This window comes from Ancylobacter sp. 3268, assembly GCF_031456575.1.
GTDB lineage: Bacteria > Pseudomonadota > Alphaproteobacteria > Rhizobiales > Xanthobacteraceae > Ancylobacter.
Genome location: NZ_JAVDUX010000012.1, coordinates 172,256 through 196,316, shown reverse-complemented (window position 1 = coordinate 196,316; position 24,061 = coordinate 172,256). Strand labels below are relative to the sequence as shown.

Here is a 24,061-nt window from a genome sequence, read left to right as displayed (position 1 = left end):
GGCCATCCTGTCCCTGAAGCCCTGCCAATCAAGCCAGGCCGAAAGGCCCACTATGCATTAGAGTCAAACCGGACCACTCAATAGGGGCAGGCTACCAGCTCTGCCGCCCAAACCCAGATTGAGCCGAAAAGTACCGTCGAAGTTGGCCAGACTGGGCGCCTACGCGAGCAGGCGAAGACTGGCCTGCGTCCCCAATTCTCCGACCACTGGAGGATAAAATGAGCGAGAGGCCAAGCCGCGTGCGCGTCCTAATTAGAATGACGACCATACAGACCCGCTTTCGAGCGGACCGCCTCGATACCGAATGGGGGCCGTTCGCGGCCGTTGTCCAACCCCGCATAGACCCAGCGGCTGAGGCCCCAATCGCAGTTCAGCCGATCTGAGACGATACGGCCTGGTGAAGCCGTGACCGGTAGCGGCCGGGGCTTTCACCGAACTTTCTTTTGAAGGCTAGGCCGAAGGCAGTTTCCGATTCATAGCCAATGGCCTCGGCAATTTCTCCCAGAGGCGCCCTATCCCGCTTCAGCGCTTCGCGAGCAACCGTCATGCGCCAATGGATTAGATATTCGAGGGGCGCCAGGCCGACTAGCCGCTTAAACCTATCCGCGAAGGCGGTGCGTGACATGCCGACGGCTGCCGCGAGGTCCGCCACTCTCCAGCGCCGGGCAACCTCGAGGTGCATTGCCTGGATCGCCGCTCCGACGTGGCGATCGGCCAGCGCGCCCAGCCAGCCGGACGGTCGCTCGCCGCTGGTGAGGTAGATGCGCAGGATATTGACCAGAATGATGGCGCAAAGACCGCCACCGATAGCTGCGGTGCCCATCCGTTCCTTTTCCGTCTCGAAGGTGATGAGCGCCAATGCGGCCTGCAGGGCGCCGGCCTGGGGTTGACTTCCCCGAATATGAATGATCGGCGGAAGCTTCGACAGAAGCAGGCTCGATGTTTCGTCATCCAGGACAAAACGCCCGCCCACCCCGACGCTTCGCGGCTCGCCGCTGCCGAAGCGCACCACGCCATCGGCCTGCAAATGCTTGTCCATTACACCGAGACCATCCATCGGCACCGCATCGCGGTCGCTGGCAAAGCAGTATGGGCCGCCATTGGTCAGAAGATAGAAGTCCCCCGCTTCCAGCTCCAGTATCTCGGCCCCGCCCTCCATCCACAGCCAGCGCTTTCCCTCGATCACGCCGCCGAACTTCATGTGACGATAGGCGGGAAAACGCAGTGCCCAAGATCCCGACGCCTCGATCCGGCGGGATAGAAAGCTCCGCACGTCGAGAAGGGCAAGCATGTCGCTGAGCGGGTCACGAGCGCCGATTTCGGACGATTGAATAGGAATCATGGCGCCTGCATTATGGAAATGCAGGATAAAAACGCAACAATGCGCGGGACCTTCACCACGAGGACCATTCATGCGCATTCTGGAACACTGTTTCCGGGTCTACGCAGACCCCGGCCACTTTGACGAAATGATCGCCTTTTACGAGGCGCTGCAGGGTGTCGCGTGCGCGCGCCGCCTGACGATTGCGGAAACCGGCGTCAAGGTCGCCAAGATTGGCGGCTTCCTGCTTCTCTCAGGGACCGAAGATCAGCTCGCTGCGGCGCGGCCGGTCGCTGCAATATTCTATGTCGATGCGCTGGACGACGCCGCCGCGTGGCTGACGGCCAAAGGTGCCGAAATGCTGCGTCCGCCCCATGCCGTCACCGGAGGAGCCAACCTGCTGGCGCGCCATCCCGACGGTCTCGTCGTCGAATATTTCGAAGCCGCCTCCGGGCAATGACAAGGATAAAACTCATGAAAGCCTGGAAGATCGACCACCTCGGCGGCTCGCTTAGTCTCGTCGAGCGCGCTGCGCCCGCAGTGCGCGCCGGCAGCGTGCTCGTCCGCATCGAAGCCCAGGCGTTGATGTCGTATTTGAGGCCCTATCTGGAAGGCGCGCTGCCGGCCTATCGTGCGCCGAAAAATTTTACACCCGGCGGCAACGGCATAGGCGTCATCGAAGCTGTCGGCGATGATGTCTGGCATCTTCGACCGGGACAGCGGGTCATCGTTTCCTCGCATCTGGTGGCGCGCGAAAACGTCCAGGAGCCGGGCCAGATCCTGCTCGGCGTCACCTCTCCGGGCGGTATCGGCGACGCGCTGCAGGCATCGTGGCAAGACGGCACGCTTGCCGAATATGTGCTCGTCCCCGCGCAACTCGCGACGCCGCTCGACGGGCTGGAGCATTTCGACCCGGTTCGGCTTGCGGTGCTGACCCGCCTGGTCGTGCCCTATGGCGGCCTCCTGCGCGGTCGCCTTGCCGCCGGGGAGACGGTGATCGTCAATGGCGCGACCGGCGCCTATGGAACGGCGGCGGTGCTGGTTGCGATTGCCATGGGCGCGGCACGGATCGTCGCGGCGGGCCGCAACGGCGACGTGCTGCAGCGGCTCGCCGACGCGGCCGGCCCGCTGGTCGAGCCGGTGGCGATCGTTGGCGATGTGGCAGCTGATACCGCACGGTTGCGCGATGCCGCCGGCGGGGGCGCTCACCTCGCGCTCGACATGATCGGGGGCGCCGCGGATACGAAGTCGACCAGCGTGGCGCTGGGTTCGCTTTACCGGGGTGGCCGGCTCGTCATGATGGGGAGCGCGCTTGCGCCGCTTCCGCTCGATTACCTCCAGATGATGTTCAACAATCTCGAGGTGCTCGGCAACTTCATGCATCCGTCCGACGCGCATCTACGTCTTGCCGCCCTGGTCCGCTCGGGCCGTCTTTCGCTCGATCCGATCGCCACGCAGGTCTTCGCGCTGGATGATCTCGATTCGGCGATGACGGCAGCGGCCGAGGCGGGCAATCTGGAGATGGTCGTGGTGACATCCTGAGCCTTGCCTCGAGGCAGTATTGCCCGGGCATCTGGCTTTTAGGCGGCGTCGAAGCAGGCCTGTCGTTCCCGCCACAGCGAAGGTGAAACGCCCACCATCCGTTTGAAGGCATTGCTGAAGGCACCTTGCGAGGAATAGCCGGCCAAAGTGGCCACCGACGCCACGGGGAGTTCCTCGTCCCGCAGCGCTTTGCAAGCCAGGTGGATGCGCCAGCGCGCCAGATAGCCGAGCGGCGCGATGCCGGCCGTAGCGGTGAAGCGCGCCGCGAAGGTTGACCGCGACATTGCGCAGGCCCGTGCCAGCTCGTCGAGATGCCATGCGCGCGCCGGATCATCATGCATGAGTTGCACGGCCGGCGCGAGGCGCCGATCGCCCAGTGCGCGCAACCAACCCGCCGGTATGCGGTCGTTGCCGTCCATCTGCGCCCGCAGGATCTGCACGAAAAGCAACTGTGCGAGCTGCGACGCGACAAGGGCGCCTCCCGGCAGCGGCTGCTTGCGCTCGTTCACCAGTTCGCCGAGCAACCAGCGAAACCGCGCCGCCTGCTCGGTCGCACCGTCGATGCGGAGCCACGGTGGCAGCGCTTCCGACAGCAGAGTCCCGCTCGTCGGATCGAGCAGGACATGCCCGCCCACATAGTTGCAGTCTGTTCCGTCGCCCAAGGTGACGAACGAGCGGCCACGCCCGGAAAACAGCGCCATTGCGTCGACCGGCGTCACCGATGGATCGCTCGACAAGGTGTAGGGACGCCGCGCCGTCAGAAGGCCCACATCGCCTTGTTCGAAGCGCACCGGCGCCTCGCCGTCGATCTGCGCCCAGCAAAAGCCCTTGGTCAGCGCGAAGAACTTGATCGACTTGGGCGCCGGAAACCGAAGCGCCCAGGAGCCTCCCGCCTCGAAGCCCCCGGTCACCATCGACTCCACGGTGGTCAGGCTGAGGATCTCGGAAAGCGCGTCGGATGGCATCCTCGGATTATCGCGTATAGATACCGGACGTTCAAGCATTCTCGATCCAGTTTCGAGCCTTATCTGAAAGACGACACCAACTCGCTTTCGGAGCAGCCATGGCAGACGACACCATCCTCATCACCGGTGCGACCGGCTTCATTGCCCAGCATAATATCATCGCCGCGCTCGCCGCCGGCTTTCGTGTGCGCACCGCCATCCGCTCGCTTGATCGTTCGGACCGGGTTCGCGCGTATCTCGCCAAAGGCGGTGCCGAGCCGGGAGATCGCCTGAGCTTCGTCGAGACTGACCTGCTAAAAGACGATGGATGGGCGGAAGCCGCGCAAGGCTGCACCTATGCAATCCATAGCGCGTCCTCGACGCCCTCAGGCGCCTATGCGAGCGAAGAAGAATGGATCCGGCCGGCAGTGGACGGCAATTTGCGATTGCTCCGCGCCGCCCGCGACGCCGGAGTAAAACGGGTGGTGCTAACCTCCGCCTTCGGTGCCATCGGTGCGGGCAGGGCCAGCCCGGGGCGCCCCTTTACCGAAGAGGACTGGAGCGATCTGAACGGCAACATCGCTCCCTATCAGAAATCCAAGACGCTAGCGGAGCGCGCGGCGTGGGACTTCATCGCCCAACAGGGCCGCGGGATGGAACTGGCCACGATCAATCCGACCGCCGTGATGGGCCCGGCGCTGGGGCCGGATACGTCGCATTCGCTGATGATGCTGAAGGGCATGCTCGAGGGCCAGCCCGGCCAACCTCGGATCCAGTCCTGTTTCGTGGACGTGCGCGATGTGGCCGACCTTCACATGCGGGCAATGACCAGTCCGGCCGCGGGGGGCGAGCGCTTTCTTGCAACCTCCGGTGACGCCTTATGGCTCGTCGACGTGGCCAAAATCCTCATACAGCGCCTCGGCGAACAGGCCCGCAAAACATCAACGATGCAGCTTCCCGACATCGCCCTTAAAGCCAAGGCTTTGGTCGATCCCAAGGTGAAGGGGCTGTTGCCGCTGCTCGGCGTCGATTTGTCTGCCAGCGGCGAAAAAGCGAAACGCATGCTCGGCTGGAATCCCCGCCCGCCCGCCGATGCCATCGAGGCCGCCGCGCGCAGCATGATCGAAGTCGGGCTCGTCGACGTCTGAACAGTCGCTCGGGCGCGCGGATGGGGAGACTGGATTCAGTCCGCCCCCACCCGCGCTTCCCGAGCAAGTCCCTCCAGACTGCGAGCAATCCGCTGAGATCGTTCAGGTGGAGCTTATCGGTCGATTACAGCAGAAGCCGCCATCGATCGTCAGGCTCTGGCCGGTCATGTACGCCGCCTCGTCGCGTGCGAGATACGATACGAGTCCGGCGATCTCTTCGGGTTTACCGACATCGATCGGCGCCTATCGAATGTTCCAAGCCATCAATGTTCGCTACTGTATCCCTCAGTATCCAAAACTACGCTCCGTCACTCCCACTCGATCGTCCCCGGCGGCTTGGACGTCACGTCGTAGACCACGCGGTTGACACCCTTCACCTCGTTGACAATCCGCGTCGCCACGCGGCCCAGGAACGCCATGTCGAGCGGGTAGAAATCCGCCGTCATGCCGTCCACGGACGTCACCGCCCGCAGACCGACCACATAGTCATAGGTGCGGTAATCGCCCATCACGCCGACCGTCTTCACCGGCAGGATCACCGCGAAGGCCTGCCAGATCTGATCGTAGAGCCCGCCGCGGCGGATCTCTTCGAGATAGATCTCGTCGGCAAGGCGAAGGATGTCCAGCTTCTCGCGGGTGATCTCGCCCGGGCAGCGGATCGCCAGCCCAGGTCCCGGGAAAGGATGGCGGCCGACGAAAACTTCCGGCAGGCCGAGTTCGCGGCCGAGCACCCGCACCTCGTCCTTGAACAGCTCGCGCAGCGGCTCGACGAGCTTCATGTTCATCCGCTCCGGCAGGCCGCCGACATTGTGATGGCTCTTGATCGTCACCGAGGGACCGCCGGTGAAGCTCACGCTTTCGATCACGTCGGGATACAGCGTGCCCTGGGCGAGGAACGCCGCGCCGCCGATCTTCTTCGCCTCGGCCTCGAAGACGTCGATGAACAGCTTGCCGATGGTCTTGCGCTTGACCTCGGGATCGGTGACGCCCTCAAGCGCCTTGAGGAACATCTCCTCGGCGTCCACATGCACCAGCGGGATGTTGTAGCTGTCGCGGAACAGCGTCACCACTTTCTCCGCCTCGCCGAGGCGCAGCAGGCCGTGGTCGACGAACACGCAGGTGAGCTGGTCGCCGATCGCCTCGTGGATCAGCACCGCCGCCACCGAGGAATCGACGCCGCCGGACAGGCCGCAAATCACCTTCTCCGAGCCGACCTGCTCGCGAATCCGCTTGATCGCCTCCTCGCGGAAAGCCGCCATGGTCCAGTCGGTCTTCAGGCCGACGATGTTGTGCACGAAATTGGAGAGCAGCTTGCCGCCCTCCGGCGTGTGCACCACCTCGGGGTGGAACATGGTTGTGTAGTAGCGGCGGCTCTCGTCGGCGGCGATGGCGAAGGGAGCGTTCTCGGAGGTGGCGATCACCTCGAAGCCCTCGGGCAGCTTGGTCACCCGGTCGCCATGGCTCATCCACACGGGGTAGCGCTTGCCGACTTCCCAGAAGCCATCGAAGAGCGGGCTCGCCGCCTTGATCTCGACATCCGCCCGGCCGAACTCGGCGGCATGGCCGCCCTCGACGACACCGCCCAGCTGGGTGGCGAGAGTCTGCTGGCCGTAGCAGATGCCGAGGATCGGCACGCCGCTGTCGAACACCACCTGCGGCGCCCGCGGGCTGCCCTCGCGGATGACCGAATCCGGTCCGCCGGAGAAGATCACACCCTTGGGCTTCAGCCGCTCGAACGCCTCGGCGGCGTTCTGGAAGGGGTGGATCTCGCAATAGACGCCAGCCTCGCGCACGCGGCGGGCAATGAGCTGAGTGACCTGCGAGCCGAAATCGATGATCAGCAGGCTATCGTGATGGGAGGGGATGTCAGCGGTGTCTGTCATGGCGGGCTTCTAAACGCTGTCCGGTTTCACGTCCACAGTCTCGATAAGGCACGGACCGCCGAGCGCTGAAGGCCGGGCGGCAATCGGTCTCAGGCGGCACGCGCAAGCACGCTGACGAAAAAGCCGTCGGTGCCGGTGCGGCGCGGGGTCAGCAACAGTCCTTCCGTGCCCACCAGTGCCGCCTGCTTGAGGCGGAGCCCGCGCTCGCCGAGCGCCAGCACGGTCTGCTCGACCGGTACGACATGAAAATCGGGATGGCGGGCAAGGAAAGCGCGTATCTGCCCGCCATTCTCCTCATCGAGCAGCGAGCAGGTGACATAGGCGATACGCCCGCCGGGCTTGACGAAGCGGACGGCGGCATCGAGCACCTCGACCTGGTCCTTCTGCCGCTCGGCGAGCGCGCCGGGGCGCATGCGCCATTTGGCGTCGGGGTTGCGGCGCCAGGTGCCGGTGCCGGTGCAGGGCGCATCGACCAGCACCAGGTCCATGCGGCCTTCGAGGTCGGCGAGCACGTCGGCGGCGCCGCGCGGGGTACGGACCTGCACGTTGCGCACCCCGGCGCGCTGCAGGCGCTCATGGATCGGCGCGAGGCGGCGCATGTCGCTGTCATAGGCGTAGAGCTGGCCCGCATTGTCCATCAGCGCGGCGAGTTCAAGCGTCTTGCCGCCGCCACCGGCGCACAGATCCAGCACCTGCCCGCCGCGCGGCGGGGCGGCGAGGATGGCGGCGATCTGCGAGCCCTCGTCCTGGATCTCCACCTGCCCCTTGATGAAGGCCGGCTCGGCGGTGAGCGCATGCGCCTTGCCGGCCGCCTCGAAGCCGATGCGCAGGGCGAGCGGCGACCAGTCGGTTGTCGCGGGGTTGAGATGCCCCAGCGCCTCGGCCGCCTTCTCCGGTGCGGCCTTGAGCGTGTTGACGCGCAGATCGAGCGGTGCCCGCTCGGCCAGCGCCTGCCCTTCGGCGGCGCGGGCCTCGCCGAATACCGCGGCGAGCGAGGTGTCGAGCCACTCGGGATAGTCGCCCACGACATGGGCGGGTGCATCATCGAGGCTGCCGGTCTCCAGCCGCTGCCGCTCATCCTCGCTCAACGGCGCCGGCGCGAAGCGCGAACCGTCGCAAAGCGCGGCAATCGCCGCGACATCCAGCCCGCGCGCGAGCTTGAGCGCCCCGAGCGCCAATGCCCGCCCTTCCTCCGCGCCCATCAGGAAGGCGGAGGACGCCTTGCGCCGCTCGACATCATAGACCAGCGCGGCGATGGCCGCCCGGTCGCCCGAGCCGGCGAAACGGTGGCCACGGCCCCACTCCTTCAGCACCTCGGATGCCGGGCGCCGATCGGCGGCGATGGCGTTGACGATATCGATGGCAGCGGCGAGCCGCGCGGCAGGGGTCATGTCAGAAATCCGAAACTCACGGCACGGCCGGTGCGAAGAGGATGGCGAGGGCGAAGATCACCCACATGGCCATCAGCGCCAGCACGCCCACAGAGAAAAGTCCGAAACGGGCGCCAACGACGTTGGGACCGAGATGTATGCCAGCATGGACATAGCGGCTGACCACGAACACCCAGGCGAGGACAAGGGTGAGATAGTCCGCTTTCCGGGTGACCAGCAGCAGCGTCATCACCACGTAGAACAGCACCGGCACTTCGAACTGGTTGCGGAAGCAGGCGGAGGCCTGCCGGACAGTGGCCGGCCACACCCGCTCGTCGCCCAGCACCGCGCCTTCGCGGTCGGTGACCAGCCCCGCCTTCACCGCCTGCCCGCGCACATGGCCGAGCCGCAGCAGCACGGCGAAGGTGAGCAGCACCTGCGCGAACACCGGCAGCAGGATCGCGGTATAGGTCATGGCTGGCCCCGCAGGTGAGGAACGCCGCCGGATCTCACGATGTCCGGCGGCGCTTTCGTCAGGTCCGCGAGGGATAGTTCGGGCTCTCGCGGGTAATGGTCACGTCGTGGACGTGGCTTTCGCGCAAGCTGGCCCCGGAGATGCGCACGAACTGCGCCTTGTCGCGGAACTCGGCGAGAGTGCCGCCGCCGACATAACCCATGGCGGCGCGCAGGCCGCCGGCGAGCTGGTGCAGCACGCCGGAAGCCGGCCCCTTGTAGGGAACCTGGCCTTCGATGCCTTCCGGCACCAGCTTCAGCGTATCCTTCACTTCCGCCTGGAAGTAACGGTCCGCCGAGCCGCGCGCCATGGCGCCGACCGAGCCCATGCCGCGATACGACTTATAGGAGCGGCCCTGGTAGAGATAGACCTCGCCGGGGCTCTCGTCGGTGCCGGCGAGCAGCGAGCCGATCATCGCGCATTCGGCGCCGGCGGCGAGTGCCTTGGCAAGATCGCCGGAGAACTTGATGCCGCCATCGGCGATCACCGGCGTGTCGGCCTTCTGCGCCTCCTCCACCGCGTCGAGAATGGCGGTGAACTGCGGCACGCCTACGCCAGCGACGATGCGGGTGGTGCAGATCGAGCCCGGACCGATGCCGACCTTCACCGCATCCGCGCCGGAATCGATGAGGGCGCGTGCGCCCTCCCCCGTCGCGACATTGCCGGCGAGGATCTGCACCTTGTTGGAAAGCTGCTTGATGCGGCTCACCTGGTCGAGGACCTTGCGCGAATGGCCGTGGGCGGTATCCACCACCACGAGGTCGACGCCGGCATCGACCAGCAGCTCGGTGCGGCGGAAGCCGTCCTCGCCCACCGTGGTGGCGGCGGCGACGCGCAGGCGGCCCTGCTCGTCCTTGGTGGCGTTCGGGTTGGCGACCGCCTTCTCGATGTCCTTGACGGTGATGAGGCCGACGCAGCGATAGTCGGCATCCACCACCAGCAGCTTCTCGATGCGGTACTGGTGGAGCAGCTTCTTGGCCTCGGCCTGCTCGACGCCGTCATGGACGGTGATGAGACGGTCCCTGGTCATCAGTTCGGCGACCGGCTGGTCGGGATGGGTGGCGAAGCGCACGTCGCGGTTGGTGAGAATGCCTACCAGCTTGCCGCCGCGCCCGTTTGGCCCGCGCTCGACCACCGGAATGCCGGAGATCGAGTGCAGCTTCATCAGCGCCAGCGCGTCGGCCAGCGTCTGGTCCGGGTGGATGGTGACGGGGTTCACCACCATGCCCGATTCGAACTTCTTCACCTGCCGCACGTGCTCGGCCTGCACCTCGGGATCGAGGTTGCGGTGAATGACGCCGAGACCGCCGGCCTGCGCCATGGCGATGGCCATGCGCGATTCGGTCACGGTATCCATCGCCGAGGACAGGATCGGCAGGTTGAGATGGATCGAGCGCGTCACCCGCGAGCTCACATCAACCTGACCGGGCATCACATCGGACAGGCCGGGCTTCAGAAGAACGTCGTCAAATGTAAGCGCTTCCCGCGCGAGGCCATCGATGTGCGGCATCGCCAACTCCCGATTTGGGGCAGGCGGAGCGACCCGCATATGCCCGATGGATGGATGGTCAAAGCGACACGGGCACCACGTCGCCCGCTCTCTCCGAGTTGGCGAGGGCTCATACCATGGGGCCGCCGCCATTCCTAGCGTCGTCGCTCTGTGCCAAACGCATTGCCGATCCGCGTCGGCCTGCCCCTTGCGGATTGCAACGACGAAGACGTGAGGTGACGGTGCGACACGCTCGCGACGCGTCGGTCATGGGGCTATAGAGACCTGCCGATACTCGATCCGACGACCAAGACGGATACTGCCCTGTGCGCCCCGAACGTCTCGTCCCGCTCATCGTCGCCTGCGCGTTGTTCATGGAACAGCTTGATTCGACGGTGATTTCCACCTCGCTGCCGGCCATCGCCATCGACCTGCACGAGGATCCGATCTCACTGAAGCTGGCACTCACCTCCTATCTGCTCAGCCTCGCGGTTTTCATCCCGGCAAGCGGCTGGTTCGCCGATCGCTTCGGCTCGCGCACGGTGTTCCGCGCCGCCATCGTCGTGTTCACCATCGGCTCTCTGCTCTGCGGCCTCGCCACCTCGCTGACCGACTTCGTGATCTACCGCATCATCCAGGGCATGGGCGGGGCCATGATGGTGCCGGTGGGGCGCCTCGTCATTCTGCGCACCGTACCCAAGGGCGAGATCGTCTCGGCATTGGCCTGGCTGACCGTGCCTGCCCTGCTCGGCCCTGTGCTGGGGCCCCCTATTGGCGGCTTCATCACCACCTATTTCGACTGGCGCCTGATCTTCTTCCTGAACATCCCGATCGGCCTGCTCGGCGTCGCCCTCGCCTCTCTGTTCATTCCGGACATCCGCGAGGAGGACGTTCCTCCTTTCGATCTGCGCGGCATGGTGCTGTCGGGCATCGGGCTCGCCGGCCTCGTCTTCGGCTTCGCGCTGCTGGGGCAGCACGCCGTGGCGCCGTGGATGGCGCTATCGGTGATCGCGGTCGGCGCCGTCGCCATGTTCTTCTACGTTCAGCACGCGCGGCACACCGATCGTCCGATCCTGGACCTGTCGCTATTGAAGGTGCCGACCTTTTTCGCCGGTGTCGTCGGTGCCTCGCTGTTCCGCGTCGGCATCGGCGCCCTGCCCTTCCTCCTGCCTCTGATGCTGCAACTCGGCTTCGGGATGACGCCCTTCGCTTCGGGACTGATCACTTTCGCCTCGGCGGCCGGCGCGATGACGATGAAGTTCACCGCAGCGCCGATCATCCGCGCCTTCGGCTTCCGCCGGGTGCTGATCGTGAATTGCGTCATCGCCTCCATCTTCATCGGCATCGCCGCCTTCTTCCGGCCGGACATGCCGCATCTGATCCTGATCGGCGCGCTGCTGTTCGGCGGCTTCTTCCGCTCGCTGCAGTTCACCAGCACCAACGCGCTATCCTATGCCGACATCTCCAACGAGGCGATGAGCCGGGCCACCAGCTTTGCCAGCGTGGCGCAGCAGGTGTCGATCTCGACCGGGGTGGCGGTGGCAGCGCTGGTGCTGGACGGCATGCGGAGCTGGCGCGGCGACGGCACCATCCAGCTGGAAGATTTCAGTGTCGCCTTCACCGTGGTGGCGCTCATCGCGGTGTGCTCAGTGTTCTTCTTCCTGCGCCTGCCGGTCGACGCCGGCGCCGAACTCGCGCGCAAGCCCGGCAGCAAGCCGCCAGCGCCGACCGAAGCTCCGGTCGAGATGGGCAGCACGGCGTAACACTCGTGGCGTCAGTCCTGGCGCCCGCGAAAGCCGGTGGCCACCACATAGAGTTCGGAGGAGTCTGCCCGGCTCGCCTGCGGCTTGACGTGTTTCACCGTCGTGAAGTCGCGCTTCAGCTCGGCGAGCAGCGTATTCTCGGTACCGCCCTGGAACACCTTGGCAACGAATGCGCCACCCGGCGCCAGCACCTGCCGCGCGAAATCGATGGCGAGTTCGACCAGGCCCACGATCCGCAAATGATCGGTCGCTCGGTGCCCAGTGGCGTTCGCCGCCATGTCGGACAGGACCAGATCGGCCTCACCGCCGAGCATCTCCTTGAGCTTCTCGGGCGCGTCATCCTTGAGAAAATCGAGCTGGGCGAAGCCGACGCCCGCAATGGGGTCGATCTCTAGAAGGTCGATCGCCACCACCTTGCCGTGGCCGTCCTCGGCCTTCACCTTCTGTGCCGCCACCTGGCTCCAGCCGCCCGGCGCGGCCCCGAGATCGACCACCCGGAGACCGGGGCGAAGCAGCTTCATCTTCTCGTCGATCTCGATCAGCTTGAAGGCCGCGCGCGACCGCCAGCCCTCGCGCTTGGCGCGGGCGACATAGGGATCGTTCAGCTGCCGCTGCAGCCATTTCTGCGACGAGGTCGACAGCGAACGCGCCTTCTTCAACCGCACTTTCAGCGGCCTCGCCTCACCACGGGTCGCCCCCGGCCCCTTTCCGGGTACCCGCTCGTTCATCGATAGGCTCCGCTACACCAGACGCGATCGGCACGCATCAACTCTACCAGAATGCCCTCGCGCAGCCCACGGTCGGCAACGCGAAGGCGATCGCAAGGAAACGCCCTGCGCACGGCTTCCAGAATCGCGCAGCCCGCAAGCACGAGATCCGCCCGCTCGGCACCGATGCAGGGATTGGCGACGCGCTCGGAAAACGGCATGGCCAGCAACCGGTCCACCACGCAACCCACCTGTGGCGCGTCAAGCCAGGTGCCGTCGACCTGGGACCGGTCGTAACGCGGCAGGTCGAGGTGAACACCGGCGATGGTGGTGACGGTGCCGGAGGTGCCGAGCAGATGCAGCCGGCCGCAATCATGCGGACCGACGGCCTTGACGAAGCCGTCGAGATGCGGGCGGAACTCGTTCACCATCGCCTCGAAGCCGTCGCGCGTCACAAGGACGCCGCCATGCCGCTCCGCCACGGTGACGACGCCGAGCGGCACCGACACCCAGGCGCGAATGATCGCCGCCGGCGGGCCTCCGTCGCGGGTCTCCACCCGGTCGAGCCAGACCACCTCGGTCGAGCCGCCGCCAATATCGAACAGCAACGCTCCATCGGAAGATGGGTCGACCAGCGGCGTACATCCGGCGGCGGCGAGGCGAGCCTCGGTCTCGCGATCGACGATTTCCAGCTGGAGCCCGGTTTCCGCCTCGACGCGGGCGATGAAGGCATCGCCATTGGCAGCCGAGCGACAGGCTTCCGTGGCGATGAGGCGCTGGCCGGCGATCCGTCGCGCCGACAGCTTGGCGGCGCAGACGCTTAACGCCTCGACCGCGCGGGTCATTGCGTTTTCGCCGAGCCGGCCGGACCCGATCAGCCCCTCGCCCAAGCGCACGATGCGAGAAAAGGCGTCGACGACGCGGAACCCGCCGGATGTCGGGCGAGCGACCAGCAGACGGCAATTATTGGTGCCGAGATCAAGCGCGGCGTAACAGGAATCGCTGGACTGCCTGTCGGAGACGGCGCCCTCGCCGCGCCGCCCATGCCAATGGCGCGACCGATGGCGCGACTGCGGCGGCTCGTCCCTGCACGGCAAACCGGCCGGCCGGAGATCTGCCGGTTTGTGGGTCTCGTCGACCATTATTTTATCCCCGGCCGAAGCCGAACAAGCCGGCCGCCGGCACGAAGCGGCTGCACGGCTGAGTTTCATGAGTTGCATGAAATGTAGCATCGACGCCGGCTTGTGCAATGAGCTTAATGTTGCCGTCGCCCGTCCGGCACGGCAAAGCCATGCGCAGTCGCCCATATCCACAAGGCGCAGGGATGTGGAGGGCGCACAAAAAGGGATCCTGTGTCGGGACCGAGCGGCCAGTGCGCTCAAACCGGAACCATGTGGCCCCAGATGGCTGAGCATGCAGCGTGGTGAAAACGGCTCTCCCCTTGCGTGTCCCCATTTCCTTGGCGCCACCGCCGCCAGTGCCGCCAGCCGCGATCGAGAGCGTGGTCTTGACGTTGCTGATGCCCTACCCAGCCGCCGGCGCCCGGCTGAAGGGTTGTCGGCTGACGCGTCTGATCCGGCTGCGCCGAATTCCAACCATTTGGACTTCAGCCTGGAATACGTGCGATGACTTTGATCTCGAAGTCGAACCCCGCAAGCCAGTTGACGCCGATTGCGGTCCAGTTCGGATAAGGCGCTTGCGGGAAGACTTCGCTCTTGACCTTCATGACCGTACCAAATTGCTTTTCGGGGTCGGTATGAAAGGTCGTCACGTCGACCACATCGTCGAGCCCACATCCACCCGCCTGCAGGGTTGCCTCGAGATTGGCGAACGCCAGACGGACCTGAGCCTCAAAGTCCGGCTCGGGAGTGCCGTCGCTGCGACTGCCGACCTGACCGGATACGAACAGAAGGTCATCTGATCTGATCGCTGCCGAATAGGTCTGTGAGGTGTAGAGGTCCTGCCGACCGGCGGGGAAAACGGCGTCACGCTGGGCCATGTGGCTTCTCCTGTTCGGTGCGGGCCATCGCAGCGCCAGGGCCAAGGTGGCACCACACCGCGCTGGATCAAATGGTGCAAGGTCCTGCGATCAAGAACCCTCCGCCCAAGCACGTCCATATCCTACCAGGTGATCGATCCCATATCCGGCGGTTGTGACCCGCAAGCAATGTAAGCACGTTCTGGCGATAGGCTTGCGGATTGGCGCTCGCCGGCAAATTCTGGGCGCGATAAAAGGGCGGGGCCGGGCACGTTCGGCGAAACGTGAGTTTCAGTACAGCACAAAGTGCACGCATCCACGCCCCGTGATGTGCGGGGCGAGGTAGTCCATGACATCTGATGGCCTTCCGGCGTCACTATACGGAGATCGCGCCCTGGCGCGCCCTTCCTCGCAGCGGGAGAAGACAGTGAGCGACACCGCGCAGAACAAGGCGAATGTGATCGCCTTCTACGAGCAGATGTTCAACGGTTGTCGGCCGCGGGAGGCAATCGAGCGCTATGTGGGCGAGGAGTACATCCAGCACAATCCGCATGTGGCAACCGGCAAGGACGGCTTCATCGCGTATTTCGAGCGCATGGCACGCGAGTGGCCGGGCAAGCACGTCGAGGTGAAACGGGCGATTGCCGAGGGCGATCTGGTGGTCCTGCACTGTCTCCAGCGTTGGCCGGGCGATCACGGCTACGCGGCCATCGATATCTTCCGACTGGACGAGAGCAGTAAGATTGTCGAGCACTGGGACGTGCTGCAAATTGTGCCCGAAACGTCCGCCAATCCGAACGGGATGTTTTGACGAGCCAAGGGCGCCCGGTTGGGGATGACCTGCCCCTGCGCATTCATGCCAGCGGGAACGGCAACTTCGCTGTACCTCTGGCTCCTTGAACAGGCTTAGTCACCAGCGCGCAACATGACGCGACACGAAAGCGCCAGTTCGGAGCGCCGCGTTTCAATCAAAATCTTGAATCTGCTTGATTAATCGGTTGGCTGGGGGACCAGGATTCGAACCTGGACTAACGGAGTCAGAGTCCGCAGTTCTACCGTTAAACTATCCCCCACCAAGCTGTTGAAGACAAACACTTTTCCAGCGCCGCTCTTCAAGATCGGCAGTCGGCCGTGCGAGCCGTCCGGCGAACGGAGGGGCATATAGCGCTTCCCGCTGCGCCGGTCTACCCCCTCTCGAACAAAGTCGGCAATTGTCCCACAGACAGTGACGCACACACCCTCCTCAGCCGGACGAACGATGTTGGCGCCTTGTGCTAGCCCCCGACCAACCCACGCGAGAAGGCCGCGCCAGACGCATGACAAATCATCATGCGACAGGCGCGAATGACGCATGACTCGAGGGTTTTGCGGTTTTAATTTACCTCTAAGCGACGATCCGCGTGCATTCCACGCGACTGACGTGGTTTACAGCCCGTTCGAATAACGCAGCGGCATGCGCTCCGCTCAGTGCTGTCATGCAGCATATCGCCTTCTGCACCGCACCAAAGCCTCTATATTCGCTGGCATACAGAATGCCTTTAACAGGAGGCTCCCATGAGCACCGTGTCGCTTTCCCGTCATTCTTCTCCGGACTTCTTCTCGCGCGTTGTCGAGTCGGTCGCCGCGTTTTTCGAAGCCGTCGGCGAAGGCCGTCGTATCGCGCAGCGTTACGAAGCCCTGTCGCGCCTGTCCGACGTGGCTCTCGCGCGTCGCGGCCTGACCCGTCAGGACATCGCCCGCGCGGCTGTCACCGGCCGCTGAGCGATTTAGCGGCCCATACGCAGGCGAATGGATACGCTGTCGGATAAGCCGGCAGCGTCCATAACCGTCAAGCGGATGAAGCCTTCGCGGGCGGGCTGCCACAGGAAGACGCCGGCGGCATCGGTTGTGCCCGCAGGCATGCCATCAATCAATACATGAAGCCCCTCCCCGCCCCGCGCCTTCAGGGCGACCGAATTCGACGGTTCGATATCGAGCGTCGCTCCCGGTGGCGGGAAGGCGATATGCGGACCCGTTGCCGTTCCGACGGGGGCGTCTCCGTCTCGGAAACGACGAAGTGGCGGTGGCAGTTCGCCATTCCGTACCACCAGCGCGTCACGCGGAGGCGTCGGCAAGGGCGCCGGGCGCGATGACAGCCGCGCAAACGCCTCGAACAGTAATGGCGCCGCCTTCTCCCGTCCGATCATGCCTGGCACCGGCTGGCCGTCCGGCCGGCCGATCCACACCGCTACCGTGCGGCGCCCATCCAGGCCAACCGACCACGCATCGCGATAGCCGAAAGACGTACCGGTCTTGAAGGCGATCAGCCCGCCCCGCACATTGCGCGGCGGCGGCGCGCCGGAAAGTGACTGCGTCAAATACCAACTGGCGACCGGCGTCAAAATTCTTCTACCTTGAATATCCTGCTGCATCACCCTGTCGTCCAATCGCCGACGGGGGGAATGCGCCACTCCACCATTACCGATGGCGGCATAAAGGGCGGCGAGGCCTTCGAGGGTCACCCCCGCGCCTCCGAGACCGACCGCCAACCCCGGCACCTCTCCCGGAGGCAGCCGCAACTCGATGCCTGCGGCGTTCAACCGGCTGGCGAGACGCTGCGGCCCCACCGCCTGCAGCAGCGCCACCGCCGGCATGTTGAGCGACATTTGCAGCGCCCGCTTCACCGAGACGACGCCTTGATAGTCAAGATCGAAATTGCGCGGGCGGTAAGCGCCGAAACGCATCGGCCGGTCCTCGATAAGCGTTTCGGGATGAACAAGGCCGTCTTCGAAAGCCATGCCATAAATCAAGGGCTTAAGCGTCGATCCGGGCGAGCGCAGGGCGCGCGTCAGGTCGACGGCGCCCGCCCGCGCGCGGTCTTGCCGATCGCTGCCGCTGACCCGCGCGAGAACCTCGCCGGACGCATTGTCGATGACGGCCATGGCCAGCGACACACCCGGCTCCAGGGTCGCGGCGCGTTCGGCGGCGAGCGTCTCCAGCCGCTCTTGGGCGGCCGCATCAATGGCGAGCCGATGGACCGGGCTGGCGGGACGTTCGCGGCGGGCCGTCTCAGCGGCGTGGAAGGCTAGGCTCGGCAATTCGCGACGCCGCTCGGGAAGATCGGCGGCAAGGGCGAAACGCGCTTCCGGACCACCGAATAGTCCAGCTTTCTCAATGCGCTCGATGACGCGGCGGCGACCGGAGCCGGCGGCGGCAGCCTGCCGGTCGGGACGCCGAGCCTCCGGGGCCTGCGGCAGCGCGACCAGCAGCGCGGCTTCGGCGAGCGACAGGCGGCGCGGTTCCTTACCGAAATAAGAGAGACTGGCGGCCCGCACGCCTTCCAGATTGCCGCCGAACGGCGCCAACGTCATGTAAAGTTTCAAGATTTCGGCCTTGCTGAATCGCGCTTCCAGCTCGATCGCACGGCGCATTTCCGCGAGCTTTGCCCTCAGAGTGCGCTCCGGTCGCGGTTCCAGCAGGCGCGCCACCTGCATGGTCAGGGTCGAGCCGCCCGAGACGACGCGGCCATGGGTGACGAACTGCCACGCCGCCCGGAGCAACGCCCAGGGATCGACGCCGGCGTGATCGTAAAATCGCTTGTCTTCATAAGCGATTAGCATGTCGATATAGCGCCGATCCACCAAAGACGGGTCGGCGGCGAGGCGCCAGCGGCCATCTGGCAGGGCGAAGGGACGCAGCAGCCTGCCGTCACGGTCCAGCACTTCGACGGAGGTGGCGATGGCCGGAAAAGGTGGCGCCGCCGCCCGCACACCGGCCAGCCAAGCATATGATCCGCCAACAGAAATCACGCCAGCCAGCAAGCCGCCAGCCAGGCAGAGCTGCCAGAGCGGGCGTGGATTCTCGCTCACCGTCCGCGCTCCGTCACCACCGTGGTGCCGGCCCCGGTGCGGGCGAAACGGCCGGGCCGGTACATGTCCTCCACCAGCGCCGGCGGGTGGGCATATGTGCCCGGCGAGACGGCGCGCACAATGTAAGCGACGCGTAAAAGTTCCGGTTCTTCAGAGGCTTGGGTGCGGTCGAACGCCGCCATGAAATGGGTGTCGCGGAACTCGGCATGGGCGGCCTCCGTGGTTTCTCCCAGCCAGGAGAGCGCGCCGGCATCCGAGCCGACCGCCAAAGCGGGATTGTCGATCTCGAAGCCGGCCGGAAGCCAGTCGACGAGCAGCACCTGCGAGGGGGCATACTCGTCCTCCTGCGCCTCCAACACCACGACAAGCCGTTGATTTTGCTGGACCTTGGATGGATCTGCCGGGTTGCCGGCGAGGTCGAAATAGGATCGCTTGAGCGCGAAGCCGCTGGCCGCGGCGGGCTCGGGGCTGGATGGCGGGCCGTCGATGGAGACGGCGACATCGACCGGCGCCGAACCGCGATTGATCAGTATGGTGGGGTGTGCAGTGAGGCCGGCGGGCTCGAAAATCTGCTCGAACAGGCCGGAATGCGCCGAACCGTCAATATCGAGGGTCACGCCCCTGCCCTCGCGAGCGGCACGGGCGGCCAGCAGCAGCCAGGCATCCTCCTGCGTCGAGGTCGCCGTCACGTCGTTACCGATAGTTGCGGCACGGCTGCGGGCGGTGCGTGCTGTGCCGGGAAAACCGCCCTCGGCGGCGAGCGTCGCCACCCCGGCGGCGTCGCGCAGCTGCGAGCCGAAATCGGCGCGGCCGAGCAGGTCTGCCTCCGGCTGCTCGGGCAGCAGTTCCAGCGCGGCGGCGAAGGCCTTCTCCGCCCGCCCCTTGTCGCCGAGCAGGCCGAGGGCGGCGGCGATGTTGCCGCGCGCGAAGGGCGAGGACACGTCCGCCATCTTGGCATCGGCGACGTAGCGCAGGTCGCCCAGCGGCGCGCGGCCGTTGCGGGCCAGCACATAGATGGCATAGGCGGTGCCGTCATCGGTGGCGCCGTCGCCGGCATAGGACAACGCATTGCGCAGCCGGTCGAGCGCCAGCCGGAACGGCACTTCGGGCACCGTGAAGCCGCGCTCGCGGGCGCGGGTGAGGAAGTCGCTCACATAGGCGTCGAGAAACAGATCATTGCCGCCGGCCTGCCACAGGCCAAAGGAGCCGTCCGGCCCCTGCCGGGCGACCAGCCGGGCGATGGCGTCGCGAATGGTCTTGCCGGGATCGTTCTTCAGATCGAGGCCTTTCGCCAGCTCGGCGGCATAAAGCAGCGGCATGGCGCGGCTGGTCAGCTGCTCCGAGCAGGCGAAGGGATAGCGGTCGAGCGCCACCATCAGCGCCGGCACGTCGAAGGCGGGATCGCCGCCGGCCGAGACCGCCACCCGGCCGGTACCGGGCACGAGATCGGCGACGAGATCGCCGCTCAGCGTGAGCGAGGCACCGGGGGCCAGCGCGGTCACGCTGCGGCGGCTGATCGACGGGTAGGCGGGGCGCACCTCCAGCACATAATCGCGCACCACGCTCAGCCCGTCCGGGCCGCCGAGGCGGACGGAGATCTTCGCCGGGCCGATGCCGGCGCCTTCCAGCGGCACCTGCAGGCTCTGGCGGGCGCCTTGCGCCAGTGTCACCGTGGCCGGGGCGGCGCCGAGCGTCACCGGGCCGTCGGTCGCCAGCGCCAGCGCATAGTCGCCGGCCGGGCCGTCGACATTGTCGAGCGCGAGATTGAGCGTCGAGCGGTCGCCGGCGCCGAGGAAGCGCGGCAGCGTCGTCGTCGCCACCACCGGATCGCGGATGACGACGTCCCTTTCGCCATGGCCGACCGCCTCGGCGGACCACGCCACCGCCATCAGCTTGCCGGTGCCGTCGAAGGCGGGGACGGCGAAATCGATGGTCGCCCTGCCCTGCCCGTCCAGCTTCACCGGGCCGGAGAACAGAGCGAGCGGCGGCTGGGTCGGCGGATCGGCCTGCAAGCCCTCGCCCATCGAATCGCCGCCGGAGCGCAGCCGGCCGCGCGCGCCCAGCATGCCGTCGATCAGCTGGCCGTAGAAGTCGCGCACCTGGGTGCCGAGCTGGCGCTGGCCGAGATAGAAGCCATCCGGGTCCGGCGTCTTGAAGCCCGTCAGGTTGAGGATGCCGACATCGACGAGGGCGAGCGTGACATAGGCTTCGCCGGCGCCGGCACCCCTCACTTCGACCGGCACCGACAGCGTGGTTTCCGGGCGGATACGCTCGGGCGCGGCCAATGCCACTTCCAGCACCCGCTTGGCGCGGTCGACGCCGAACCAGGCGAGGCCGATCGCGCGGCCGGGATTGCGGCCGGCGGCAATATCGAGCGGACGGTGCAGGAAGGCGAGCGCATAGGCGCCGGGCGCCCAGTTCGCCGCGACGTCGAAGGTCACGGTCGAATCGCCGGCCGGCACCTCGAGCGTCTTCGACGCCAGCACGCCGTCGCCGACGATCAGCACGGTGGCCGAGCCGGCATAGCGGCTGGCCATGTGGACGTCGAGCGTGTCGCCCTCAGCATATTGCGCCTTGCCGAGAGTGAGATCGAGCCGGTCCGGCGCATCGGCGGTGGCGCCGCCGCCCCAGCCGGCCTCGAAGCCGACGGCGGTGGAGAGACGGGTAGCCCCGGCGCCGGAGGTGACCTCCAGCCGGTAGCGGCCCCATTCGACCGGCACCTCCAGCCGGGCCGGCTTGTCGGCGGCGAGATCCAGCGTGCCGTCGGCGACCTTACGGGTCGCCTGCACCGGCTCGAAGTCCCAGCCATTGCCGACGCGGTACCATTGGTAGCGGTTCTCGATGCGGTAGAGCGTCCAGGCGACGCCGGCCGCCGGCTGCTGGCGGCCGGCCGCATCGACGAAGGCGACCTCCACCGCGGCACTGGTGCCTTCGGCCGGGCCGGAGCCGCTCCAGAGCGGCTTGACGCCGAGGCCGGATGCGGCGGACGCCACCGGCAGGGTGAGCGAGCGGCGGATGGCGCGGCCGCCGCCCTCGTCCAGCTCGACGAAGATATCGGCCTCCAGCGGCTGGCCGGTGGCCGGCGCGGCGGGCAGGACGGCCGCGAGGCTCGCCTTGCCGGCGGCATCGGTGACCCGGGCTTCCGGCAGCGGCTCGCGCACCGCGGTGAAGCCGTCATCGGCGCGGCCGAAGCGCCAGCCGGGCCAGCCGGCACGCTCCCTGGCGACCTTCAGCTCGATCTCGCCGGAGACGGCGAGCCCAACGGCCGGCGGGCCGAACAGCCAGCGGCCCTGCACATCGACGGTGACCGGGGCGCCAGGGGCGATCTGCTTCGCGGTGGTCGAGAGTTCGAGAGCGAGCCGCTCGGGGACGTAATCCTCCACCAGGAAGGTGGTCGAGCCGACCGGCGCGCCGCGCGGATCGACATAGGCGTCGACACGCCAGGTGCCGGTCATGGCGCCGGCCATCAGCTCGAAGGCGCTCGCACGTCCGCCGGCGCCCTGGTCGTCGGCAAGGGCGCGACGATCCTCGACCCCGTCCGGGCGCTTCAGCACCAGCGTCAGCGGCACGCCGGCCACCGCCGCCACCTGCGGATTGCGCAGCAGCGCGGTGAGGTGGACGGTCTCGCCGGAGCGATAGACGCCGCGCTCGGCGGTGACGAAGGCATCCATGCGGCCGGGAGCGGCACGGCCGCCGACGCCGCGATCCGTCAGGTCGAAGGCCTGGTCTTCCAGCGACAGGAAGGCGTAGTCGTCACCCTCTCCCCGCGCGACGACGACCGCCGGGGCGAAGCCCTCGGTGCCGCGGGTGATGGCGGCATCGAACAGCGCCGCGCCGTTGGCGTCGGTACGGGCGGTGGCCAGCACTTCGTTGGACCTGGCGAGCAGGCGGATCTCGGCATTTGCCACCGGGCGGGCCGAGCCGAGCGCGCGCACCAGCACATGCAGGCCGTCCGCGCCGGACAGCGCGGTCATGCCGAGATCGGAGACGACGAACCACTGCGCCGAGCGGGTGGCATAGTCGTCATCCGGATTGGCGGCGTCGCCACCCGGGCGGGCGGCAAGCACATAGACGCCCGGCTTGAGGGCGCCCACCGCCTCATCGACCGGGAAGGCGGTGGTGGTGTCCTCGTTCAACGGCGAGGCGGTCTCCAATTCGCCGGAGAACACCAGTTCGGCCTGCCCGTCCTTCAGCTGCGAAAGATCATAGGAGCCGAGATCGCGGCGGAAATCGCCGTCGAGCGCGGTGGGAATCAGCGAGCGGTCGCCGATGCGCAGCACCTCCACCGCGACGCGGGAGGTGTTCACCGTGACGACGGGAATCGCGCGCGGGCCGGTGCGCGGCAGCACATAGGCACGGCCGGTGAAGCGCACGCCCGGCTTGCGGTCGCGGACGTAAATGGTGAGGTCGGCGGCCTTCTGCAGCTTTTCCGCCGCGATCACCGAGGGCAGGCCGGCGCGCAGGGTGAGATCATAGGCCTCGCCATGGCGCAGCCCCTCGACGCAGAGCTGCTGGCCATCCACGGACACCGCCGGCTTGTCGACCGCGCCGCCGGGGCCGGAAAGCCCGACGAAGGCGGCGAAATCGACCGGCCCCTTGGCGAGATCCTCGGAGAACTGCACGCAGGCGCGCGGATTGGCTGCATCCGAATCGACGGTGTAATCGAGCATGCGGAAGCCCTGCTCGGCGCGCAGGCCGTCGTAATAGCTGCGCTCGGCCGGCACGTCGCGCACGGCGAGGGCGAGGTTCAGCGTGTCGAGGGCGGCGCGCCAGAGCGAGCGCTCGGCATAGAGATGGCCGATGGCGTAGAGGGCGTCGGCCTGCTGGTTGCGGGTGGTCGCCCGGCGATAGGCGAGGAAGGCGGCGGCCGTCGCCCGATCGAGGAAGGTGTCGGCACTCTCGTCATTGTTCGGCTTGATCTTCGCCAGCGCCCGCGAAAGCCGCATCCACAGGCCGGAATCATCCGGCGCGAGGCGGACCAGTCGGGCATAGAGATCGGCGGCGGCGCGGGCATCGCCGGCCTGGAGGGCGGCATCGGCGTCGCGGCGCAGCTGGGCGGCCGGCTTTTCCAGCGGCGTCCGGTTGCGGTCGACCAGCGCCTGGAGGCGGCGGGCGGATTCGACGAGATCGGGGCGGCTATAGGTTTTCGGCAGCGCCGGCTCGGCGGCGGGCTGGGCGGTGGCCGGCGGGCTGGCGGCGGGTTTCGCGGGCGCGGTTGCCGAAGGCTTGGGAAGCGCCGCCGGCGGCTTGGGCGGGGCACCCTGCGCGAGGGCGGCGCCGGCAAGGAAGGCAAGGACGAGCGGCGCGGCGAGGGCCCGCACCAGGGTTGCGGGACGAACGGCAGCGGACATCTCAACTCTCCCGGGGGAACGCTTCCTTGGGGACGCTTCCTACGTATGGTCAACGTCTCGCCGCGTTCGGCGCCCGGCAACCCATCTGCCGGCCACTCTCCGCGGTCGTGGCGACGGTCGCGTGAAGTGACGGCAGGATAGGCCGGAATCGGTCCTGCCGCCATGACGATACGACGTCGATGCAACGTCGACGCGGTGGGGCG

General features: G+C 66.8%; 18 protein-coding genes and 1 tRNA gene. 6 read left to right on the top strand and 13 right to left on the bottom strand.

From position 1 onward, the window contains the following. Nucleotides 1–370: 370 nt before the first annotated feature. Complete coding sequence (locus tag J2X65_RS18060) at nucleotides 371–1,342, bottom strand: AraC family transcriptional regulator (protein ID WP_310203637.1); 972 nt, start codon at nucleotides 1,340–1,342, stop codon at nucleotides 371–373. Between the two features lie 70 nt (nucleotides 1,343–1,412). Between J2X65_RS18060 and J2X65_RS18055 the strand changes: the two genes are divergently transcribed. Both J2X65_RS18055 and J2X65_RS18050 read left to right on the top strand, forming a co-directional pair. Further along, nucleotides 1,413–1,781 carry a VOC family protein gene (locus J2X65_RS18055; protein WP_310203634.1) on the top strand — a complete coding sequence of 123 codons (369 nt, stop codon included), beginning with the start codon at nucleotides 1,413–1,415 and terminating at the stop codon, nucleotides 1,779–1,781. 14 nt (nucleotides 1,782–1,795) lie between these two features. Beyond that, on the top strand, nucleotides 1,796–2,863 hold the full coding sequence (locus J2X65_RS18050; protein WP_310203631.1) for a zinc-binding alcohol dehydrogenase family protein: 1,068 nt from the start codon (nucleotides 1,796–1,798) through the stop codon (nucleotides 2,861–2,863). Nucleotides 2,864–2,901: 38 nt separating this feature from the next. On the opposite strand, the gene J2X65_RS18045 is transcribed toward J2X65_RS18050, so the two are convergent. Beyond that, complete coding sequence (locus J2X65_RS18045) at nucleotides 2,902–3,867, bottom strand: AraC family transcriptional regulator (protein WP_310203628.1); 966 nt, start codon at nucleotides 3,865–3,867, stop codon at nucleotides 2,902–2,904. 59 nt (nucleotides 3,868–3,926) lie between these two features. Here J2X65_RS18045 and J2X65_RS18040 point away from each other — a divergent pair, with 59 nt between their 5' ends. Beyond that, a complete protein-coding gene (locus J2X65_RS18040; protein ID WP_310203625.1) occupies nucleotides 3,927–4,955 on the top strand; it encodes an aldehyde reductase in 1,029 nt (342 codons plus the stop codon). Between the two features lie 102 nt (nucleotides 4,956–5,057). Here the strand turns inward: J2X65_RS18040 and J2X65_RS18035 are convergent, their stop codons facing one another. The 5 genes from J2X65_RS18035 to guaB all read right to left on the bottom strand — a co-directional run bounded on the left by J2X65_RS18035 (nucleotide 5,058) and on the right by guaB (nucleotide 10,232). After that, nucleotides 5,058–5,192, bottom strand: a complete 135-nt coding sequence (locus J2X65_RS18035) for an SDR family oxidoreductase (RefSeq protein ID WP_310203662.1) — start codon at nucleotides 5,190–5,192, stop codon at nucleotides 5,058–5,060. Between the two features lie 71 nt (nucleotides 5,193–5,263). Beyond that, entirely contained in the window at nucleotides 5,264–6,838 is a 1,575-nt protein-coding gene (gene guaA, locus J2X65_RS18030; protein WP_310203622.1) for a glutamine-hydrolyzing GMP synthase, read from the bottom strand. Nucleotides 6,839–6,927: 89 nt separating this feature from the next. Further along, nucleotides 6,928–8,229: an RsmB/NOP family class I SAM-dependent RNA methyltransferase gene (locus J2X65_RS18025; RefSeq protein WP_310203619.1), complete on the bottom strand. Its 1,302-nt coding sequence runs from the start codon at nucleotides 8,227–8,229 to the stop codon at nucleotides 6,928–6,930. Nucleotides 8,230–8,245: 16 nt separating this feature from the next. Next, nucleotides 8,246–8,683, bottom strand: a complete 438-nt coding sequence (locus J2X65_RS18020; RefSeq protein ID WP_310203617.1) for an MAPEG family protein — start codon at nucleotides 8,681–8,683, stop codon at nucleotides 8,246–8,248. 58 nt (nucleotides 8,684–8,741) lie between these two features. Continuing rightward, the gene (guaB, locus tag J2X65_RS18015) at nucleotides 8,742–10,232 is read right to left on the bottom strand and encodes an IMP dehydrogenase (RefSeq protein ID WP_310203614.1); all 1,491 of its coding nucleotides are present in this window, start codon (nucleotides 10,230–10,232) and stop codon (nucleotides 8,742–8,744) included. 305 nt (nucleotides 10,233–10,537) lie between these two features. Here guaB and J2X65_RS18010 point away from each other — a divergent pair, with 305 nt between their 5' ends. After that, nucleotides 10,538–11,974, top strand: coding sequence for an MFS transporter (locus J2X65_RS18010; protein WP_310203612.1), 1,437 nt, complete (start codon nucleotides 10,538–10,540; stop codon nucleotides 11,972–11,974). A gap of 11 nt (nucleotides 11,975–11,985) precedes the next feature. On the opposite strand, the gene J2X65_RS18005 is transcribed toward J2X65_RS18010, so the two are convergent. The 3 genes from J2X65_RS18005 to J2X65_RS17995 all read right to left on the bottom strand — a co-directional run bounded on the left by J2X65_RS18005 (nucleotide 11,986) and on the right by J2X65_RS17995 (nucleotide 14,680). Beyond that, nucleotides 11,986–12,702: an RlmE family RNA methyltransferase gene (locus J2X65_RS18005; protein WP_310203609.1), complete on the bottom strand. Its 717-nt coding sequence runs from the start codon at nucleotides 12,700–12,702 to the stop codon at nucleotides 11,986–11,988. Continuing rightward, a complete protein-coding gene (locus J2X65_RS18000; RefSeq protein ID WP_310203606.1) occupies nucleotides 12,699–13,823 on the bottom strand; it encodes a Ppx/GppA phosphatase family protein in 1,125 nt (374 codons plus the stop codon). The genes J2X65_RS18005 and J2X65_RS18000 overlap by 4 nt, the downstream gene beginning before the upstream one ends. 464 nt (nucleotides 13,824–14,287) lie before the next feature. Beyond that, nucleotides 14,288–14,680: a RidA family protein gene (locus tag J2X65_RS17995; RefSeq protein ID WP_310203603.1), complete on the bottom strand. Its 393-nt coding sequence runs from the start codon at nucleotides 14,678–14,680 to the stop codon at nucleotides 14,288–14,290. A gap of 406 nt (nucleotides 14,681–15,086) precedes the next feature. On the opposite strand from J2X65_RS17995, the gene J2X65_RS17990 reads away from it, so the two are divergent. Beyond that, nucleotides 15,087–15,470: an ester cyclase gene (locus J2X65_RS17990; RefSeq protein WP_310203600.1), complete on the top strand. Its 384-nt coding sequence runs from the start codon at nucleotides 15,087–15,089 to the stop codon at nucleotides 15,468–15,470. A gap of 188 nt (nucleotides 15,471–15,658) precedes the next feature. Here J2X65_RS17990 and J2X65_RS17985 read toward each other — a convergent pair. Continuing rightward, nucleotides 15,659–15,732: transfer RNA gene (locus J2X65_RS17985), tRNA-Gln, on the bottom strand. Nucleotides 15,733–16,213: 481 nt separating this feature from the next. Here J2X65_RS17985 and J2X65_RS17980 point away from each other — a divergent pair. Next, on the top strand, nucleotides 16,214–16,420 hold the full coding sequence (locus J2X65_RS17980) for a DUF1127 domain-containing protein (protein ID WP_310203597.1): 207 nt from the start codon (nucleotides 16,214–16,216) through the stop codon (nucleotides 16,418–16,420). Between the two features lie 5 nt (nucleotides 16,421–16,425). Here the strand turns inward: J2X65_RS17980 and pbpC are convergent, their stop codons facing one another. Together pbpC and J2X65_RS17970 are read right to left on the bottom strand one after the other, a co-directional pair. After that, nucleotides 16,426–18,507 carry a penicillin-binding protein 1C gene (gene pbpC / locus J2X65_RS17975; protein ID WP_310203594.1) on the bottom strand — a complete coding sequence of 694 codons (2,082 nt, stop codon included), beginning with the start codon at nucleotides 18,505–18,507 and terminating at the stop codon, nucleotides 16,426–16,428. Next, nucleotides 18,504–23,858, bottom strand: coding sequence for an alpha-2-macroglobulin (locus J2X65_RS17970; RefSeq protein WP_310203591.1), 5,355 nt, complete (start codon nucleotides 23,856–23,858; stop codon nucleotides 18,504–18,506). Before J2X65_RS17970 ends, pbpC begins: the two co-directional genes overlap by 4 nt. Nucleotides 23,859–24,061 lie beyond the last annotated feature (203 nt).

Coding starts and splice junctions, on each gene's coding strand:
- J2X65_RS17970 (WP_310203591.1), bottom strand. CDS start 23,858: ATGTCCGCTGCCGTTCGTCCCGCAACCCTGGTGCGGGCCCTCGCCGCG.
- J2X65_RS18025 (WP_310203619.1), bottom strand. CDS start 8,229: ATGACCCCTGCCGCGCGGCTCGCCGCTGCCATCGATATCGTCAACGCC.
- J2X65_RS17995 (WP_310203603.1), bottom strand. CDS start 14,680: ATGGCCCAGCGTGACGCCGTTTTCCCCGCCGGTCGGCAGGACCTCTAC.
- J2X65_RS18040 (WP_310203625.1), top strand. CDS start 3,927: ATGGCAGACGACACCATCCTCATCACCGGTGCGACCGGCTTCATTGCC.
- J2X65_RS18005 (WP_310203609.1), bottom strand. CDS start 12,702: ATGAACGAGCGGGTACCCGGAAAGGGGCCGGGGGCGACCCGTGGTGAG.
- J2X65_RS18050 (WP_310203631.1), top strand. CDS start 1,796: ATGAAAGCCTGGAAGATCGACCACCTCGGCGGCTCGCTTAGTCTCGTC.
- J2X65_RS18045 (WP_310203628.1), bottom strand. CDS start 3,867: ATGCTTGAACGTCCGGTATCTATACGCGATAATCCGAGGATGCCATCC.
- J2X65_RS18055 (WP_310203634.1), top strand. CDS start 1,413: ATGCGCATTCTGGAACACTGTTTCCGGGTCTACGCAGACCCCGGCCAC.
- J2X65_RS18000 (WP_310203606.1), bottom strand. CDS start 13,823: ATGGTCGACGAGACCCACAAACCGGCAGATCTCCGGCCGGCCGGTTTG.
- J2X65_RS17980 (WP_310203597.1), top strand. CDS start 16,214: ATGAGCACCGTGTCGCTTTCCCGTCATTCTTCTCCGGACTTCTTCTCG.
- J2X65_RS18060 (WP_310203637.1), bottom strand. CDS start 1,342: ATGATTCCTATTCAATCGTCCGAAATCGGCGCTCGTGACCCGCTCAGC.
- guaA (WP_310203622.1), bottom strand. CDS start 6,838: ATGACAGACACCGCTGACATCCCCTCCCATCACGATAGCCTGCTGATC.
- guaB (WP_310203614.1), bottom strand. CDS start 10,232: ATGCCGCACATCGATGGCCTCGCGCGGGAAGCGCTTACATTTGACGAC.
- J2X65_RS18020 (WP_310203617.1), bottom strand. CDS start 8,683: ATGACCTATACCGCGATCCTGCTGCCGGTGTTCGCGCAGGTGCTGCTC.